The organism is Allobosea sp. 117 (assembly GCF_000702305.1).
Classification (GTDB): domain Bacteria; phylum Pseudomonadota; class Alphaproteobacteria; order Rhizobiales; family Xanthobacteraceae; genus Ancylobacter.
Window position 1 is genome coordinate 58498 of the sequence record NZ_JNLC01000016.1, and the last position, 16276, is coordinate 74773.

Annotated in this window: 18 protein-coding genes and 1 tRNA gene; 6 read left to right on the forward strand and 13 right to left on the reverse strand. The window is 66.4% G+C overall.

Annotated elements, in window-relative coordinates; all coding sequences use genetic code 11:
- Window positions 1-246: 246 nt before the first annotated feature.
- Window positions 247-2682, reverse strand: coding sequence for an ATP-dependent Clp protease ATP-binding subunit ClpA (gene clpA, locus U742_RS0117055; RefSeq protein WP_029355184.1), 2436 nt, complete (start codon window positions 2680-2682; stop codon window positions 247-249).
- A gap of 31 nt (window positions 2683-2713) precedes the next feature.
- Entirely contained in the window at window positions 2714-3046 is a 333-nt protein-coding gene (gene clpS, locus U742_RS0117060) for an ATP-dependent Clp protease adapter ClpS (protein WP_029355186.1), read from the reverse strand.
- Window positions 3047-3425: 379 nt separating this feature from the next.
- Here clpS and U742_RS0117065 point away from each other — a divergent pair, with 379 nt between their 5' ends.
- Entirely contained in the window at window positions 3426-4976 is a 1551-nt protein-coding gene (locus U742_RS0117065; protein WP_029355188.1) for a TadE/TadG family type IV pilus assembly protein, read from the forward strand.
- A gap of 96 nt (window positions 4977-5072) precedes the next feature.
- Here the strand turns inward: U742_RS0117065 and U742_RS0117070 are convergent, their stop codons facing one another.
- Window positions 5073-5408, reverse strand: a complete 336-nt coding sequence (locus U742_RS0117070) for a phasin family protein (protein ID WP_029355190.1) — start codon at window positions 5406-5408, stop codon at window positions 5073-5075.
- Window positions 5409-5791: 383 nt separating this feature from the next.
- Here U742_RS0117070 and U742_RS0117075 point away from each other — a divergent pair, with 383 nt between their 5' ends.
- Window positions 5792-7438: a serine hydrolase gene (locus U742_RS0117075; protein ID WP_248310403.1), complete on the forward strand. Its 1647-nt coding sequence runs from the start codon at window positions 5792-5794 to the stop codon at window positions 7436-7438.
- Between the two features lie 9 nt (window positions 7439-7447).
- Here the strand turns inward: U742_RS0117075 and U742_RS0117080 are convergent, their stop codons facing one another.
- Both U742_RS0117080 and U742_RS0117085 read right to left on the reverse strand, forming a co-directional pair.
- Window positions 7448-8146 (reverse strand): DnaJ domain-containing protein, encoded by a 699-nt coding sequence (locus U742_RS0117080; protein WP_029355194.1) that lies wholly within the window; start codon window positions 8144-8146, stop codon window positions 7448-7450.
- Window positions 8143-8874: a hypothetical protein gene (locus U742_RS0117085; RefSeq protein ID WP_029355197.1), complete on the reverse strand. Its 732-nt coding sequence runs from the start codon at window positions 8872-8874 to the stop codon at window positions 8143-8145. The genes U742_RS0117080 and U742_RS0117085 overlap by 4 nt, the downstream gene beginning before the upstream one ends.
- A gap of 146 nt (window positions 8875-9020) precedes the next feature.
- Between U742_RS0117085 and panC the strand changes: the two genes are divergently transcribed.
- Window positions 9021-9875: a pantoate--beta-alanine ligase gene (gene panC, locus U742_RS0117090; RefSeq protein WP_029355199.1), complete on the forward strand. Its 855-nt coding sequence runs from the start codon at window positions 9021-9023 to the stop codon at window positions 9873-9875.
- On the opposite strand, the gene U742_RS22215 is transcribed toward panC, so the two are convergent.
- The 4 genes from U742_RS22215 to U742_RS23740 form a co-directional block, all read right to left on the reverse strand.
- Window positions 9865-10056 carry a hypothetical protein gene (locus tag U742_RS22215; RefSeq protein ID WP_038362008.1) on the reverse strand — a complete coding sequence of 64 codons (192 nt, stop codon included), beginning with the start codon at window positions 10054-10056 and terminating at the stop codon, window positions 9865-9867. The two genes, panC and U742_RS22215, sit on opposite strands and share 11 nt — an antisense overlap.
- A 46-nt stretch (window positions 10057-10102) precedes the next feature.
- Window positions 10103-10537 carry a DUF1489 family protein gene (locus U742_RS0117100; RefSeq protein ID WP_029355201.1) on the reverse strand — a complete coding sequence of 145 codons (435 nt, stop codon included), beginning with the start codon at window positions 10535-10537 and terminating at the stop codon, window positions 10103-10105.
- A gap of 55 nt (window positions 10538-10592) precedes the next feature.
- On the reverse strand, window positions 10593-11267 hold the full coding sequence (locus U742_RS0117105; RefSeq protein WP_029355203.1) for a glutathione S-transferase family protein: 675 nt from the start codon (window positions 11265-11267) through the stop codon (window positions 10593-10595).
- Window positions 11268-11413: 146 nt separating this feature from the next.
- Window positions 11414-11539 (reverse strand): hypothetical protein, encoded by a 126-nt coding sequence (locus tag U742_RS23740; RefSeq protein WP_282568333.1) that lies wholly within the window; start codon window positions 11537-11539, stop codon window positions 11414-11416.
- Between the two features lie 266 nt (window positions 11540-11805).
- Here U742_RS23740 and U742_RS0117115 point away from each other — a divergent pair, with 266 nt between their 5' ends.
- Both U742_RS0117115 and U742_RS0117120 read left to right on the forward strand, forming a co-directional pair.
- Entirely contained in the window at window positions 11806-12510 is a 705-nt protein-coding gene (locus U742_RS0117115; RefSeq protein ID WP_029355205.1) for a DUF599 domain-containing protein, read from the forward strand.
- A gap of 47 nt (window positions 12511-12557) precedes the next feature.
- Window positions 12558-12797: a DUF3253 domain-containing protein gene (locus U742_RS0117120; RefSeq protein WP_248310404.1), complete on the forward strand. Its 240-nt coding sequence runs from the start codon at window positions 12558-12560 to the stop codon at window positions 12795-12797.
- On the opposite strand, the gene U742_RS0117125 is transcribed toward U742_RS0117120, so the two are convergent.
- From U742_RS0117125 to U742_RS0117140, 4 genes are all read right to left on the reverse strand, one after another.
- Window positions 12794-13513 (reverse strand): ATP12 family chaperone protein, encoded by a 720-nt coding sequence (locus U742_RS0117125; protein WP_248310405.1) that lies wholly within the window; start codon window positions 13511-13513, stop codon window positions 12794-12796. The two genes, U742_RS0117120 and U742_RS0117125, sit on opposite strands and share 4 nt — an antisense overlap.
- On the reverse strand, window positions 13510-14181 hold the full coding sequence (locus tag U742_RS0117130) for an HAD-IA family hydrolase (protein ID WP_029355211.1): 672 nt from the start codon (window positions 14179-14181) through the stop codon (window positions 13510-13512). The genes U742_RS0117125 and U742_RS0117130 overlap by 4 nt, the downstream gene beginning before the upstream one ends.
- A 118-nt stretch (window positions 14182-14299) precedes the next feature.
- Window positions 14300-14375 (reverse strand) — tRNA-Val (locus U742_RS0117135).
- A gap of 309 nt (window positions 14376-14684) precedes the next feature.
- Window positions 14685-14963, reverse strand: a complete 279-nt coding sequence (locus U742_RS0117140) for an HU family DNA-binding protein (RefSeq protein ID WP_029355212.1) — start codon at window positions 14961-14963, stop codon at window positions 14685-14687.
- Between the two features lie 326 nt (window positions 14964-15289).
- On the opposite strand from U742_RS0117140, the gene U742_RS0117145 reads away from it, so the two are divergent.
- Window positions 15290-16243, forward strand: a complete 954-nt coding sequence (locus U742_RS0117145) for a GGDEF domain-containing protein (RefSeq protein ID WP_051661287.1) — start codon at window positions 15290-15292, stop codon at window positions 16241-16243.
- Window positions 16244-16276: the final 33 nt, after the last annotated feature.

Here is a 16276-nt window from a genome sequence, read left to right on the forward strand (position 1 = left end):
TTGATCCTCCCACCATCGCGGGCGGTCAAGCTCGACCTTGGTTGCCGCTAGAGCCCTTTCCGATCAGGTGGAATCACCTGATCGATAGGAAAGTGCTCTCTTTCAATACGTTGGAGCATGTTCTCATCGCGAAAGCCTCTCAACTTTCGCGGAACATGCTCTAAGGAATCATCGCCGCTAGCCCCCAACGAAATCGCCCGCGGAAGGTCATTCCGCGGGCGAGAATTCGAAGGCGGTCGGAGCCGTTCAGGCCTTCACGAGTGGCACTTTCGGAACCGCGCTGCGCGAGCGCGAGCCATCCGGCTTCTTGCCCCGCGGCTTGGCGACGACGCCCACCTTACGGCGCGGCGCCTTCTTCGCCTTGGCCGGCTCGATCTTCTCCGGCTTGGGTGTGACGGGCCCGTCCGGGAACTCGAAGCCGAGCGAGGTGGCGCCGCCCTCGTTGGTGACCACGACGACGCGGACATGCCCGCCATTCTTCAGGCGTCCGAAGAGAACCTCGTCGGCCAGCGGCTTCTTGATGTTCTCCTGGATCACGCGGCCCATCGGGCGCGCGCCCATCTGCTCGTCATAGCCGCGCTCGACCAACCAGGCGGTCGCGTCGTCCGACAGCTCGATGGTGACGTTGCGGTCGGCAAGCTGGGCTTCGAGCTGGAGCACGAACTTCTCCACCACGAGGCCGATGACCTCGCTCGACAGGTGGGCGAAGGTGATGATCGCGTCGAGACGGTTGCGGAACTCCGGCGCGAAGAGGCGGTTGATCGCTTCCACGTCGTCTCCCTCCCGCTTGGACCGCGTGAAGCCGAAGGCCGACTTCGACAGATCGGCGGCGCCCGCATTGGTCGTCATGATGAGAATGACGTTGCGGAAGTCGACCTGCTTGCCGTTGTGATCGGTCAGTTTCCCGTGGTCCATCACCTGCAGAAGGATGTTGAACAGATCGGGATGCGCCTTCTCGACCTCGTCCAGCAGCAGCACGCAGTGCGGGTGCTGGTCGACGCCGTCGGTCAGCAGGCCGCCCTGGTCGAAGCCGACATAGCCGGGAGGCGCGCCGATCAGCCGCGACACGGTGTGCCGCTCCATGTACTCCGACATGTCGAAGCGCAGTAGCTGCACGCCGAGCGTGGAGGCGAGTTGCTTGGCCACCTCGGTCTTGCCAACGCCGGTCGGACCGGAGAACAGGTAGGAGCCGATCGGCTTCTCCGGTTCGCGCAGGCCCGCTCGGGCGAGCTTGATCGAGGCTGCGAGCGCTTCGATCGCCCGGTCCTGGCCGTAGACGACGCGCTTCAGCGTGGTCTCCAGCGTGCCGAGGATCTCGGCGTCGTCCTTCGACACCGTCTTCGGCGGGATGCGGGCGATGGTGGCGACGGTCGCCTCGATCTCCTTCACGCCGATGGTCTTCTTGCGCTTGGCCTCGGGCAGCAGCATCTGCGCCGCGCCGCTCTCGTCGATGATGTCGATCGCCTTGTCGGGCAGCTTGCGGTCATGGATGTAGCGCGCGGACAGCTCCACCGCCGCCTTGATGGCGTCGTTGGTGTAGCGCAGCCGGTGATAGTCCTCGAAATAGGGCTTGAGGCCCTTCAGGATCTCGATCGCGTCCGGCACGGTCGGCTCCGGCACGTCGATCTTCTGGAAGCGACGGACCAGCGCCCGGTCTTTCTCGAAGTACTGGCGGTACTCCTTGTAGGTGGTCGAGCCGATGCAGCGCAGCGTGCCGGAAGCTAGCGCCGGCTTCAGCAGGTTCGAGGCATCCATCGCGCCGCCCGACGTCGCACCCGCACCGATGACGGTGTGGATCTCGTCGATGAACATGATGGCGTTCGGGTACGCCTCGATCTCCTTGACCACCTGCTTGAGGCGCTCCTCGAAGTCGCCGCGATAGCGGGTGCCGGCGAGCAGCGCGCCCATGTCGAGCGCGAAGACGGTGGCGGTGCGCAGCACGTCCGGCACTTCGCCATTGACGATGCGGCGGGCGAGGCCTTCGGCGATCGCGGTCTTGCCGACGCCGGGGTCGCCGACGAACAGCGGATTGTTCTTCGAGCGGCGGCAGAGCACCTGGATGGTGCGCTGGATCTCGCTGTCGCGACCGATCAGCGGGTCGATCTTGCCCTCGCGCGCCTTCTTGTTGAGGTTCACGCAATAGGCATCGAGCGCATCGGCCTTCTTCTTGGTGTCCTCGCCGGTTTTCGTCTCCGTCTCCTCTTCCGCTCCGCGCACGGGGCGGCTCTCCGACATGCCGGCGCGCTTGGCGATGCCGTGACTGATGTAGTTGACCGCATCATAGCGGGTCATGTCCTGCTCTTGCAGGAAATAGGCCGCGTGGCTCTCGCGCTCGGCGAAGATGGCGACGAGCACGTTGGCGCCCGTCACCTCCTCGCGTCCGGAGGACTGCACGTGGATCACCGCACGCTGGATGACGCGCTGGAAGCCAGCCGTTGGCTTGGAATCGTCGCCGCCGGCGTCCTGGATCAGATTGTCGAGCTCGGTGTCAATGTACTCGACGAGGTTGCGGCGCAGCTTTTCGAGATCGACGTTGCACGCCCGCATGACGGCGGCGGCGTCCTGGTCGTCGACCAGCGAAAGAAGCAGATGCTCCAGCGTCGCATATTCGTGATGGCGCTCATTGGCGAGCGCGAGGGCCCGGTGAAGCGACTGCTCGAGGCTGCGGGAGAAGGTGGGCATCGAGACCTCTTCGTTTAGCCGCTGCGGCGCGTCACTTCTTCTCCATGACGCACTGCAAAGGATGCTGGTGCTTTCGCGCGAAGTCCATCACCTGTGTGACTTTGGTCTCAGCCACTTCATATGTGAAGACGCCGCACTCCCCCACGCCATGCTGGTGCACATGGAGCATGATGCGGGTCGCCTCCTCCCTCTTCTTGTTGAAGAACTGCTCCAGCACATGCACGACGAACTCCATTGGCGTGTAGTCGTCGTTGAGCAGGAGCACCCTGTAGAGACTCGGCCGCTTGACCTGCGGCTTCGTGCGCGTGATGACCGCCGTACCAGGCGCATTGTCGCCCCGCCGGCGACGATCGTCGTCGGCCATCAGCACGGGCGGGAACTGGAACGGATCGGCGCCGGGCATCACACTCATCAACCATGGCCGACGAAAGCCGCCAGCCTCACGTGACGAATATAATATGTTCGCCTCCCGCACTGCGCCAGAGCGCGCATGTGGTTTGCCGCGCGGCAATGTGGACCGTCGGGGTGGGTTCGCGCAAACGTGTCCGCCCGGAGAGCGCGTGCGGACAGGCGCGACTGGTCGCGGTCGGCGCGCGCAATTGTTTCAAAATTTCCTTCAAATACCGACGATACACCCGAGTTTCTGCGATCCGCGTCAGGCTTCGGTAAGCAGTTGGGCGCAGTGTCCCGTGAAAAGCTGAAAGCACCGGCGCACGGCCGGTCACAGGGACGTCAAAGCCGTGATGCGAAACCTACTGCGCAGGTTCAGGGCCGACAATGCCGGCAATGTCGCGATGCTGTTCGGCATCGCGTCGGTGCCTCTGATCGCGACCGCCGGGCTGGCGCTCGACTACACCTACATGGTGCGCGAGCGCACCGACCTCCAGAACGCGATCGACTCGGCGGTGATCTCGCTGGCCAAGCTGCCGAAGACCACGAGCGACGGCGAGCTGACCGAGCGCGCCCGCGCCTTCGTCACCGCCTACACGCCGAAAGGCGTTCTGGAGAACGTGCAGGTCGAGGCGGTGCGCGGCGAATCGACCATCCAGATCGTCGCCAAGGCCGACTACCCGACCACGCTTACCCGTGCCCTGCAGCTCGTGACGAACAGCGACGTGAGCAAGTGGACCATCGACACCTCGGCGCAGTCGACCTGGGGCAAGGGCAAGGTCGAGGTGATGCTCGTCCTCGACAACACCGGCTCGATGGCGGGAACCAAGATCAGCCAGCTCAAGACCGCCGCCAATTCGCTCATCGACACGCTGGCCGCCCAGGCGGTGGAAGCCGATACGGTGAAGATCGGGCTGGTGCCGTTCTCCATCACCGTGCGGCTGCCGACCAGCTATTCCAGCGCCTCCTGGATGGACAAGACCGGCATATCGCCGATCAACAAGGAGATCTTCAACGGCACGGCGAACGTGAACCGGTTCAACCTGTTCACGACGCTCGGGACGAGCTGGGGCGGGTGCGTCGAAAGCCGGCCGGCGCCCTACGACGTCACCGACCCGTCGCCGTCCTCGGCGACGCCGGGCACGCTGATCGTGCCGTTCTTCGCGCCGGATGAATACGGCAACTCGAACGATCAAAATACCTATCCGAACAACTATATGAGCGATGTGCTCACCTCTGGAACCTTCCAACAGAGGCAGGGCAGCGTCGCCAAATACACGACGACGAACAAGCCTTTCAAAACGCTGAGTACGAGTTTCGGCCCCAATGACGGCTGCAGCATGAAGGAGATCATGCCGCTGACGACCAATTTCACCTCGCTGAAGACCGCGGTGAACAGCATGGTCGCGACCGGCAACACCAACATTCCGCTCGGGCTGGCCTGGGGCTGGTATGGCGTTTCGCCAAACAACATGCTGTCGACCAACAAGCCCTATGACGACCTCGACACGGCAAAGGTCATCGTTCTGCTATCGGATGGTGCCAACGATCTGCCTTCTCAGGGCACCTCAAATGAGAACAGGTCTATCTACACTGGCATTGGCTATTTCTGGCAAGGTCGGCTTGGCACAACGTCGACAACCAAAGCCACGCAGGATAATGCCGCGAACAACCGCCTCAAGCTGCTCTGCGAGAACATCAACGCGCTGAAGAAGCCGAACGACAAGCACGCGGTGCAGATCTACACCATCCTCGTGCAGGTCTCGAACACCACAACCAAGAACCTGATGCAGAACTGCGCGTCCGATTCCAGCATGTATTACGACGTCTCGGACGCCAGCAAGCTGACGGAGGCGTTCAGCAACATCGCGGGCCAGATCAGCAAGCTGCACCTGTCGCGGTGAGGAAGGACACGCCGAGCGCGGCGACGAACCAGCCCGCACCAACGAAAAAGGCCCGGCATTGCCGGGCCTTTGCGCATGTGAACGCGAAACGCGTGGTCACTTCGGGGCGAACTTGCCGAACAGGCCTTCGTAGGGCTTGTAGGTCTCCTTCGCGAGATCGGCATAGAGCTCGCCGATCTTGGTCGCCTCGGCGACGAAGCCCTCATAGGCGCTCTTGAAGTAGGCCGACTGGATCTCGACCGCCTTGTCGAGCGTCTTGGCGCCGAGCAGCTGCTCGGCAGCCGCGGTGCCCTGCTCGAACGACTTCTTCGAGTAATCCGCGAACTCGACCGCAATGGCCTGCACGCCCTTCGACACGGTGCCGAAGCTCTTCACGGCGAGATCGACGTTCTCTTTGCCGATCTTCTGGATTTCATCGACGCTCTGCAGCATGGAACCGATCCTCCCGTTCCTGATCCTTATGGCGGCGGCGGCTCGTACACCGGATGCGGAGCCGCGACCGTTCCAACGGCAATGAACATATCGCACCGCACCATCGCCGTCAAGAAATCTTGTTGCACTGCAAAATCGCCCAACTTGCGGCCACGCCTTCACAGTTCCGTCTCGCATTGGCTCAAATTTACGAGTTTGTAACCGCGCTGTCCGTAACATCGCATCTGTGGCCGTTTAGCAACGGTACCGCAGTGAGGCAGGTGATGTTTCCGGGCGTGCGCGGCGGTGCGCATCCTGGGGGCAAGAACAGAATGCCGGCTTGTATCGCCGGCACGAGATAACGGGACGAGTTCATGCGGGCTCCGGGTGGAATCGGCACGCATATGATGCGTGCTGGCGTAGTGTTGGTTGCGCTTGCCGTGGCAGGCGCGGGTGTCGCCGAAGCCAAGCCGAAGAAGAAGCGTTCCGCGGCGCGTCCCGCTGCCACGCGCGTCGTCGCCGACAGCGGTGTCTGGAAGCGCGGCTATGCCGAGATCGTGGTCGACGCCAACACCGGCAAGGTGCTGCAGGAGGTCAATGCCGACGCATTGCGCCACCCGGCGTCCCTGACCAAGGTGATGACGCTCTACATCCTTTTCGAGCAGCTCGAGACCCGCAAGCTGCGCCTCGATTCCGAGCTCACCGTCTCCGCCTATGCGGCGAGCCAGCAGCCCTCCAAGCTCGGCGTGAAGCCGGGCTCCACCATCAGGGTCGAGGACGCGATCAAGGCGCTCATCACCCGCTCGGCCAACGACGTCGCCGTGGTGATCGCCGAGAACATCTCGGGCGACGTCGCGAGCTTCGCCTCCCTGATGACCCGCAAGGCGCGCGCGCTCGGCATGTCGCGCACCACCTTCAAGAATCCGAACGGTCTGCCCAACCCGCAGCAGGTCACCACGGCGCGCGATTTCGCCACCCTCGGCCGCGCGATCCAGGACCGCTTCCCGCGCTACTATCCCTATTTCGCGACCCGCACCTTCTATTACAGAGGCGCGGCGATCGGTAACCACAACCGCCTGCTCGGCCGCGTCGAAGGCGTCGACGGCATCAAGACCGGCTACACGGCGGCTTCCGGCTTCAATCTCGTGACCAATGTGCGCCGTGACGGCCGCCATCTGGTCGCGGTAGTCATGGGCGGCACCAGCGGCGGCTCGCGCGACGCCCGCATGGCGACCCTGATCAGCAATACGCTGCCGCGCGCCTTTGCCGGCCGGCAGATCGCCGCCCCCATCGCCGAGGCGCCGCTGCCCGCGGATGCGCCGGAGGAGGCCGCCGAGGTCGCCGCCGCGCCGCAGGCGGCTGCCAAACCCCAGACCATCGCCATGGTCGCTCCCGCGGCGCCCGCGCCGGCCCCCTCCAAGCCGGTGATCGCGCCGAAGCCGATCACGGCTGCGGCTGCGATGGTGCCGCCGGCGCCGATGGCTTCCGACGACACGCTGACCACGGCGGCGATCCCGGTTCCCGCTCCCGCCCCGACCTCGGGCCGCGCCTCGGCCGTGCAGGTCGCGACCGCGCTGCCGCCTGCGCCGGGTTCCGCCGCGCCGATCGTCCCGACCCCGGTCAAGACGGTTTCGGTGCCGCGTCCGGCGGCTCCCGTGGCCACCATCGCCAACCAGCCGGGCATGCTCGGCACGCTGACCTTCTCCGGCGGCTCGGTGGCGCAGGCATCGGCCGCGCAGAAGCCCGTGCAGGTCGCCAGCACCGGTCCGGTGCAGCTTCCGCGCTCCGCCGCCCCGGCTGTTTCGAAGACCGGCTGGGCGATCCAGATCGGCGCGTTCGGCTCGGAAGCCGACGCCCAGGCCCACATCGCCAAGGCGCAGGCCAAGGTCGGCGCCCTCTCCAAGGCCGATCCCTATACGGAGGAGGCCGTGAAGGGCGACTCCCGGATCGTGCGTGCGCGCTTCGCCGGCTTCAACGCCGAGGCCGCCGCCCGCAACGCCTGTCAGGCGCTGAAGCGCAACGACTTCCCGTGCATGGTCTTCCGTAACTGATAAGGCGCGTCACCGATGTCCATGCAGCAGGATATCCTTGGCCTGGTTCACGCGGGTGGCGAGATAGGTCGACCCGCCCTGGTCGGGATGGAGTTTCTTCATAAGGTTCCGGTGCGCCTTGACGATGTCGTCGCGCCCCGCCCCCGGCTGAAGCCCCAGGACCTGGTAGGCCTCCTCTTCCGTCATCGCGCCGCTGCCCGGCGCGCCAGCGCTCCGCCGGCCCGTGTCGCCCTGAACGTCTTCACGCCAGCCGGGCGACCGGCGGTCAAGATAAGCTTCGAGTAGCTGCCGGCTCTCGCCGTCCAGACCAGTGTGCAGCCGGGCCAGCGAGGCGAGGTCGAGCGCATCGAGTTCCGCGCCCGCGAACGGGCCGTTCAGCACCGTGCCGTTGAGCCGCCCGCTGTCGTGGTCGAGCCGCATGTCGAGATGGGCGGTGCGGACCGAGGATGTCTGCCCCGCCGACTTGCGCCCCCGCCCCCATGGCGGGAAGCCGACATTCCATCCGAGCAGCGACAGGCCGAACAGGCCGAGCGGCAGGGCGACCTCGAAATGGCCGCGCGAGCCGACGAGCAGGGCGATCAGGATTGACGCCCAGCCGCCCACGCTGCGGGCGAGGCGCGCCAGGCGCTTGGGATCCGCCCGACCGAACGTCTTCAACGCGTAATACAGCAGCGCGACGAGCGCGATGCCGGCGAGGAGATTGATCATCCACCGCTCCGCATGGCGGCGAGCAGCCGTGTCGCGCCCTGCTCCGAAGCCGAGCGCGCGAGAGCGGTGAGCGCCTGCTGTCCGCCGGCGGCATAGGCGGCGACCGCGCGCAGCAGCGATGCCAGTTGGGACGCGGCCCCCGCATCGAAGCGGCACCAGGCACCCTTGGTCAGCTTCGCGACCTCCCGGAAGGCGCGCTCGGCGACCGGGTCCGCTCCCTCCTGGAACATGAAGGCCGGCACGCCGCGCAGCGCCATGGCGCCCGCGCGCGCGCAGAGGTCGTCGATCGCCTCCTCGCAGGCGTCGCCGACGAACACCAGCGCCCCAACGCGGCCCGAAGCGGCTTCCTTGCCGACATGGCCCAGCACCCGTCCGATCTGCGTCTGCCCTCCCCGGCAGTCGATGGCGGACATCAGCGTGCCCAGCCGGCGCGCATCGGAGGCCCAGGCCGAGGCACGGCATTCGCCGATGCCGCGATAATAGACGAGCTGGACATCGAGACCGCCGACGCCGGCCGCGACATCGAACATCTGCGCCTGCAGGCTGCAGGCGAGGTCCCAGGTCGGCTGACGGCTCATCGTGGCGTCGAGCCCGAAGACCAGCCGCCCCCGCCCGGCGCTCTCGACCGGCGGACGGGCGTGCACCTCCGCGAGGAAGGCCTCGACCTCATCCGATCGGGTGGCGGGTGCCTTGTTCTGGCTCGGGCGTTTGACGGGGTCGGCGGGCATTGTCTGCGAATCCGAATTCGCCGCTCTGATGAACGGCCTAGGCATTAGGTGGCACTGCGCCACGTCGGCGCAAGCGCAACGACCGCGTTGACCCCGACCCCGCCTTTGATAGGTTCCGCGGCCGCAGTGGATCGAGGGGTGGGAACATGGCGAACGACGTGAAGCGCATCAAGACGCTCAGGGCGCTGCGCCGGCAGGTCGCGGAATGGCGTGCGGCGGGCGAGCGCATCGGGCTGGTGCCGACCATGGGCGCCCTTCATGCGGGGCACATCGCGCTGGTCCGCGCCGCGCGACGCCGCGCCGACCGGGTGATCGTCTCCATTTTCGTGAACCCGACCCAGTTCGGCCCGAACGAGGATTTCGGCCGCTATCCGCGCACGCTCGCGGCCGACCTCTCGAAGCTGGCGAAGATCGGCACCGACGCCACCTATCTTCCTGCCGTCGAGGAGGTCTATCCGGAGGGCTTCTGCACCACCGTCTCGCTCGCCGGCCCGGCGCTCGATCTCGAAGGCGCCTTCCGGCCGACCCATTTCGCCGGGGTCGCCACGGTGGTGTGCAAGCTGTTCACGCAGGTGGCGCCCGACCTCGCCTTCTTCGGCGAGAAGGACTACCAGCAGCTCAAGGTCGTCACCCGCATGGCGCGCGACCTCGATCTGCCGGTGCGCGTGGTCGGCGTGCCGACGGTTCGCGAGCGGGACGGCCTCGCGCTCTCCTCGCGCAACGTCTACCTCTCGCCTGCGGACAGGGCCGCCGCGCCCGCACTGAACACTGCGCTCCGCCAAGCAGCAGCGGCCATCGAAAGCGGCGGGGATATCGCCGCTGCGGTCGAGGAGGCCCGCGCGCAGGCCGCGCAGGCGGGATTTGCGCTCGACTATCTGGAGGCGCGCCACGCCGAGACGCTCGCCCCCATTGCCTCGCTCGCGGAAGGGCCGGTCCGGCTGCTGGTGGCGGGCCGGATCGGCGGCACCCGGCTGATCGACAATATCGCGGTCAAACGCTGAGATAGCTGACCGTCATGCCGATGATCACCAGCAGGAGGCCGATGCCGAGCACATAGCGCATCGGACGGACTTCCGAGCTCTGGCGCGCCTCGGGCTCCGAATGCACGGCGACCTCGTCATTCTCGACGACGCGATGTTCCTTGCTGTCCTGAACCATCATCACCTCCGCACGCTGCGTCATCCGGACAACGTTCGGACGGAGGATCGGTTCGCCGATCCGCGCAGTGTCAGAGAAGGCCGAGCGTGCGCAGCTCGCGCCGCAGCGCGTCCGGCAGCGGGGCATCGACGGAGCTGCCGCTCAGATCGGGCGGAGCATCCTTGGCGTTCAGATAGCGCCAGCCCTGGAACGGGCGGCTCGGCCGCGGTTCGACCCGCTGCACTGCCGGCTCCAACACGAGATGGCAGCGACGGATGCCGTCACCGTCGACGAAGGGGCGGACGCCCACCAGCTTCTGGCGGCAGGCGACCTCGCCCTTGATCACCCAGTAGAGGGAGCCGCCGTCGAGCAGTTCGTCGATCCGCGTCGGCACCATGCGCGTCGTATGCGTCTGCTCGCGGTCGAGGCCGCGCGCCGCCTTCTCCGCCATGCGCTCGGCGATCCATTCCTCGAGATCGGCGATCGACTCGGCGCCGACACAGAGTTTGAGCAGGTGCAGGGCCATGGCTTGTGGCTAGCATAGGGGAGCGCCGGCGGGCCAGAGCGTGCGGTGGATAACCTCAGACGCGCTTCACCACCGGCCAGTCGACCTCGTCGGCGGCGAGCGTGTCCGTCTCGAGGAGAGCCGCGGCCTTCCACGACTTGAAGGCCGGATGTTCGTGGATCGCGTCGACATAGGCGGCGGCGACCGCATCGACCTTGAGGTCATAGGTGCGGATGCGGGTCGCGACGGGCGCATACATGGCGTCCGCTCCGCCGAATTCGCCGAACAGGAAATCCCCGCCCTTCCCGAACTGCTCGCGGGCGCGGCGCCAGCTTGCCGCGATGTGATCGACATCGGCCTGCGCGTCCGGGGGTATGGCGAGCGGCTCGACCGGCCGCCACAGATTCATCGGCGCCGCACGGCGAAGGGCGGCGAAGCCACAATGCATCTCCGCGGCGATCGAACGCGCCAGGCCGCGCGCGGCGGGATCGTCCGGCCAGATGGCGCGATCCGGGAAGCGCTCGGCAAGATGCTCGATGATCGCCAGCGATTCCCACACCGTCGCCGCGCCGTCGAGCAGGACCGGCACCCGCCCGGCGCTCGTATAGGCGCCGACCTCAGCCTTGAAGCGTGGCGTATCGAGCGGGACGAGAATCTCCTCAAACGGAATCCGCGCCGCCTTCATCGCGATCCACGGGCGCAGCGACCAGGAGGAGTAGTTCTTGTTTCCGATGATGAGCTTCAACGCCATCGCACGCCCCTCGCCTGTTTGCTGCCCGTAGAATCCCGTGGAACGGGCGGGGAAGCAAACGAACAGGAGTGATGCCGGCCATCACGACGCTTGATCGGCCGGCACGCGCGATTGCTGTTTTTCGGGAAGACGCGCGCGGAATTCCGTCAGCCCGTGGCGACGGTCACCGTGTCGAAGCCGCCGAACAGATAGATGACTGCGACGCCCAGCAGAAATGCGGCAACAGCCCAACGTGCGACTCCCCAGCAGGAGCGCTCGCCCAGCGAATGCATGCTGAACCCCTGAAATCCTGAAACGCCGGCAGCTCGGCGGGCCATCCCACCGGCAGGGTGCCGGACAGCAATATTTATTAATCAAACGTGAATGACTTCGCAATTGCGAAAGCGACATAGGAGGTCTGCCGCTGCGGAAGACGGGCGGTATCGCCTTCCATCAAACGCTTTTTCCGCCTTTTGGCGGCAGGCGTTGAAAGCCGGGCCCGGCCCGGTCAACATCGGCGCCGGGCGAATCCGGCCCTCGCGAATCGCGGCAGCGCACCATGCTCGGCTTCTCCACGCTTGATTACATCGCGCTCGTCGCCTTTCTCGCCGCATGGATCGCGTATCACCACCTGATGGAAGGCGTGTGGTCGACGCAGCGCACGCTGAACCGCCGCATGGACGTCTTCCGTCTCGAATGGATGCAGCGGATGCTGGCGCGCGAGAACCGCATCGTCGATGCGCAGATCATCGCCGCCCTCCAGAACGGCACCGCCTTCTTCGCCTCGACCTCGCTGCTCGCGATCGGTGCCGCGCTCGCCATCCTGCGGTCGGCGGAGGATGTGATGGCGATCTTCGCCGATATGCCCTTCGTGGAGCCACCGAACCGGACGGCGTGGGAGATGAAGACGTTCGGCATCACGGTGATCTTCGCCTATGCCTTCTTCAAATTCGCCTGGGCCTACCGGCTGTTCAACTATTCGACCATCCTGCTCGGCTCGACCCCGCCCGCAGCGCAGGCCGGCGAGCCGGAAGCCCAGCGCCACGCGCTCAGGGTCGCCCGGATGGCGACGCTGGCCGGGCGCCACTTCAACCGGGGGCAGCGGGCCTTCTTCTTCGCGATCGGCTATCTCGGCTGGTACATCAACGCCTGGGTCTTCATGGCGGCGACGACCGCGCTCTTCCTCGTCATGCTGAACCGGCAATATGGCGCCGACTCCCACTGGGTGTTCGGCGACAAGGACGCGCACGAGGCCACGCGATGACCGGCGGCTCCCGTCACGCGTCCCGCGCTTCGGCCTCGGAGGAGGAGATGGAGGCCGCGATCCTCGCGCTCGCCGCCGAGGCCGGCACCGGCCGCAGCATCGATCCTTCCGCGCCGGCCCGCCGGCTGGCGCCCGATGCGGAATGGCAGCACCTGCTGCCGCTGGTGCGGCGCGTCGCGATCCGGCTCGCGCTCGACGGGCGGCTGGTGATCTACCGGAAGGGCAAGCCGGTCGATCCGGCCGATTTCAAGGGCGTCTACCGGCTCGGCCTGCCCGGCAAGGATTAGCCCTCAGGGCCGCCGATCTGGCGCAGCAGCGCCGCCGCGGCGCTGAAATCGCGCCACCGCGCGGCGCGGCGCTCCATCGCCTCGGCGTCCTCGCCCCACATCTCGATCTGGACGTCCTCGTCGACATGGGCGGCCGCCCATGCCGCTTCGGGCGAAAGCAGCCCGTGCCAGACCGCCAGCGCCAGCAGCGCCGAGCCGCTGAGCGTAGTCATCAGGTTGAGCGCCGCCAGCCGCAGCGGATCGGCCGGGAGCGCCTCGTCCACGGCGGCGACGGCGGACGGCGGCTGGTCGACGAAGATGATGCCCTGCGTGAGGATGAAGCGGGCGCCGAGCGTGTCGCGCGCCCAGTCCAGGACCGGATCCCAATGCAGGGTCTGGCGGTCGACGAGCCGCTCCGGCGCCTCCGCCCGGTAGCAGAGCAGGTCGCTGCCGGCATAGCGCACGATCTCGTCGGCGACCGCGCGCGGGTCGCGCGCGACCCCGTCGAGCGCGGAATTGACGAGCCGCGTCAGCGGCATGGTCATGGGGTCGACGCGCTCGCCCTGCGCCGCCCATTCGGCGGCAAGCGCCTCGGCGGTGTCGCGGCTCGGTACGGCGACCAGATTCCGGCCCGGCGTGCGGATCGGACGCCCGTCGAGCTCGACGCGGAAGCCGCCCTCCCCGGCTGCGGCTTCGGCGCGCGTATAGAACCGCTTCGGGCGCCGGTCGTCGCTCACGGCAGCCGCTCCCACAGCTCGTCCATGACCGGCAGCAGCGCGGTGGCGTCGTCGACCAGCCGCTCCGCGCCGGACTGCTGCAGCAGCGCGCGCGGGTGATAGCCCCAGGTCACCCCGACCGCGCGGGCGCCGGCGGCGCGGGCCATGGTCATGTCGAAGGACGTGTCGCCGATGAGGATGGTCTGTTCGGGCTCGGCGCCGACCTCCTCCATCGCGCGCAGCACCATGGCGGGATGCGGCTTGGAGGGCGCATCGTCGGCGGTCTGGATGGTGGCGAAACGGCCTTCGAGACCGTGGTGGCGGAGCACGCTCGCCACGCCGCGCTGCGACTTGCCGGTGGCGATGCCGAGGATGACGTCGTCGCGCCCGGTGAGTCGCGCCAGCACGTCGCCGATGCCGGGAAAGAGCGGCTCGCTGAAGTCCGGCTCGGCGCGCAGGGCATGGAAGGCGTTGCGATAATGCTCGGCCAGCTCTTCGGCCGGGAATTCGGGCGCGTCGTCGCCGAGCCGGCGCATCGCCTCGACCAGCGACAAGCCGACGACGCTGAGCAGCGTCTGGCGCGGCGGCGCGGGAAGGCCGACGCCCGCGAAGGCCCGCAGCATGGCGCTGACGATGACATGCTGGCTGTCCACCAGCGTTCCGTCGCAATCAAACAGGGCCAGCTTCACGAAATCCCGCCATCATCCGCTTGTCGGGACGGCCGAAGCGGTCATCCCCGGGCGCGGTCCATCGCACAGGAGGCGGCCCGCGACAATGCCGGACTGATCACGCTGGCCGGAATGGCGATGGTGGGCGGTGACGGGCTCGAACCGCCGACCCTCTCGGTGTAAACGAGATGCTCTACCAACTGAGCTAACCGCCCATCGATCACGATTGCCCCGCTGGACGCGGTCGGCAGATCGGTCGAGGAAATTGCCTTTAAGCACCGCCGGGCGGTCGGGGCAAGATGGCGGTCGGCACGCTGTCGCGCAGTCGGACTATAGATCACCCCGCCGCCCGAACCGGTCGCGCCCTCTAGAGCCCTTTCCGATCAGGTGTAGTCACCTGATCGACAAGAAAGTGCTCTAACTTGGTAGGTTGGAGCATGTTCTTGTCGCGAAAGTCTCTCAACTTTCGCGGAACATGCTCTAGGGCGCGCCGGTGGGCAGAACACTGCGAGGTGGCGGCCTGATCAGCCGTTGACCACGTCCTTGAGGCCCTTGCCGGGCGTGAACTTCGGCGCCTTGGAGGCATTGATCTTCACGGGCTTGCCGGTGCGCGGGTTGCGACCTTCGCGAGCAGCGCGCTTGACGACCGAGAAGCTGCCGAAGCCGATGAGCTTCACTTCCTCGCCGGCCTTCAGGGAGGCGGCAATGGCGTCGAAGGTCGCGTCCACGGCAGCCGCGGCAGCCGCCTTGGTCAGTTTGGCCTGCTCGGCCACGGCAGCGACGAGTTCGTTTTTCGTGGTCATGAGACCGATCCTTCTCTCTTTGCACAAGAATCGTCGGTGGAGTGCACCAACGACGGGCGGGAAGCTTCATCCAAATTGCGGCGATTGCAAGCATGAGCGCCCGAAAACCCGCACAAATAAACGGTTTTCACGCTAGAGGAGGTTATTTCATACCACAAATGACGCTGCGTCAAATCGCCTTCAAATTAGGCGTGGGCCGATATCCCGGCTTCGGGCACCCGCGCCACCGCGTTCCGGCGGCAAGTTTGATGAAGATCCGGCGACGAAACCGGAAGTTTCAATTCAAATTCGTACAAAATTAGAAATTTCTGATCGATCATGCCGTCATGATCATGAGCGAGTACATCCCTCCCGATGCCTTGCGCTCCATGCTGCTCGGCATGTTCGAATTCTCGCCGATCCCGATGGCGATCACCACCGCAGGAACGGACACTTCCCGCTATGTCAAAGTCAACTCGGCCTATCTGAAGCTGATCGGCCGGAGCTGGGAGGAGATCGCCGGACGGGCGATCGTCGACCACGGCGCGGCCATCGACGACGACAGCCGCCAGCGCCGTCTCCGGCTGCTCGAAGAGGTCGGCCACTACATGCTGGAGGAGGTCAGTCTCCGGCACACGCAGAACGGGATCATCCCGACGCTGATCTCGGCCCAGCGCTCGGTGATCGACGGCTGCGCCTACGACATCGAGATCATCTTCGACATCTCCTCCCGGGTGATGATGCAGAAGGAACTCGAGCGCCACCTGACCACGGCGGCGATGACCGATGCGCTGACCCGGCTGCCCAACCGGGCGCATTTCGACAACTATTTCCAAGAGGCGGTGGCGAATGCGCGCGCCGCGGATCGAACGGTCGCCCTCGCCTTCCTCGACCTCAACGGGTTCAAGTCGGTCAACGACCGGTTCGGCCATGCGATCGGCGATCAGGTGCTCAGCAAGATCGCCGAGCGCCTGCGCGCACGCTGCCGTCCCACGGACTTCGTCGCACGCCTCGGCGGCGACGAGTTCGCCATCGTCTATCATGTCGCCAGCGCGGATGCCGGACGTCTGGCCGCGCGCCTGCGCAGCTCGCTGAAGGAGGCTTTCGCTCCGATCGGCATGGAGGGCGTGGAGTTCGAGATCGGCGCCGCCGTCGGGCTCGCCTTCCTGTCCTCGGCGGCCGACACCGCGCTGTCGTTGCTGAAGTTGGCCGACCGGGAAATGTACCGGGCCAAGGCCTCCGGCGAGCGGGTCGCCATCCGCGTCGCCCACCCCAACGGGTCGGTCGCCCTGGCGGGTTAGAACCCCTTTCGCACCCTCGGCGCAAAAGAAAAC

Excerpts from the sequence above, each read along its gene's own strand:
- clpS (WP_029355186.1), bottom strand. The coding sequence starts at position 3,046 with ATGGCCGACGACGATCGTCGCCGGCGGGGCGACAATGCGCCTGGTACG.
- U742_RS0117085 (WP_029355197.1), bottom strand. The coding sequence starts at position 8,874 with ATGCCCGCCGACCCCGTCAAACGCCCGAGCCAGAACAAGGCACCCGCC.
- clpA (WP_029355184.1), bottom strand. The coding sequence starts at position 2,682 with ATGCCCACCTTCTCCCGCAGCCTCGAGCAGTCGCTTCACCGGGCCCTC.
- U742_RS0117115 (WP_029355205.1), top strand. The coding sequence starts at position 11,806 with ATGCTCGGCTTCTCCACGCTTGATTACATCGCGCTCGTCGCCTTTCTC.
- U742_RS0117120 (WP_248310404.1), top strand. The coding sequence starts at position 12,558 with ATGGAGGCCGCGATCCTCGCGCTCGCCGCCGAGGCCGGCACCGGCCGC.
- panC (WP_029355199.1), top strand. The coding sequence starts at position 9,021 with ATGGCGAACGACGTGAAGCGCATCAAGACGCTCAGGGCGCTGCGCCGG.
- U742_RS0117065 (WP_029355188.1), top strand. The coding sequence starts at position 3,426 with ATGCGAAACCTACTGCGCAGGTTCAGGGCCGACAATGCCGGCAATGTC.
- U742_RS0117140 (WP_029355212.1), bottom strand. The coding sequence starts at position 14,963 with ATGACCACGAAAAACGAACTCGTCGCTGCCGTGGCCGAGCAGGCCAAA.
- U742_RS0117080 (WP_029355194.1), bottom strand. The coding sequence starts at position 8,146 with ATGATCAATCTCCTCGCCGGCATCGCGCTCGTCGCGCTGCTGTATTAC.
- U742_RS0117100 (WP_029355201.1), bottom strand. The coding sequence starts at position 10,537 with ATGGCCCTGCACCTGCTCAAACTCTGTGTCGGCGCCGAGTCGATCGCC.
- U742_RS0117070 (WP_029355190.1), bottom strand. The coding sequence starts at position 5,408 with ATGCTGCAGAGCGTCGATGAAATCCAGAAGATCGGCAAAGAGAACGTC.
- U742_RS23740 (WP_282568333.1), bottom strand. The coding sequence starts at position 11,539 with ATGCATTCGCTGGGCGAGCGCTCCTGCTGGGGAGTCGCACGTTGGGCT.
- U742_RS0117105 (WP_029355203.1), bottom strand. The coding sequence starts at position 11,267 with ATGGCGTTGAAGCTCATCATCGGAAACAAGAACTACTCCTCCTGGTCG.
- U742_RS22215 (WP_038362008.1), bottom strand. The coding sequence starts at position 10,056 with ATGACGCAGCGTGCGGAGGTGATGATGGTTCAGGACAGCAAGGAACAT.
- U742_RS0117145 (WP_051661287.1), top strand. The coding sequence starts at position 15,290 with ATGATCATGAGCGAGTACATCCCTCCCGATGCCTTGCGCTCCATGCTG.
- U742_RS0117075 (WP_248310403.1), top strand. The coding sequence starts at position 5,792 with ATGATGCGTGCTGGCGTAGTGTTGGTTGCGCTTGCCGTGGCAGGCGCG.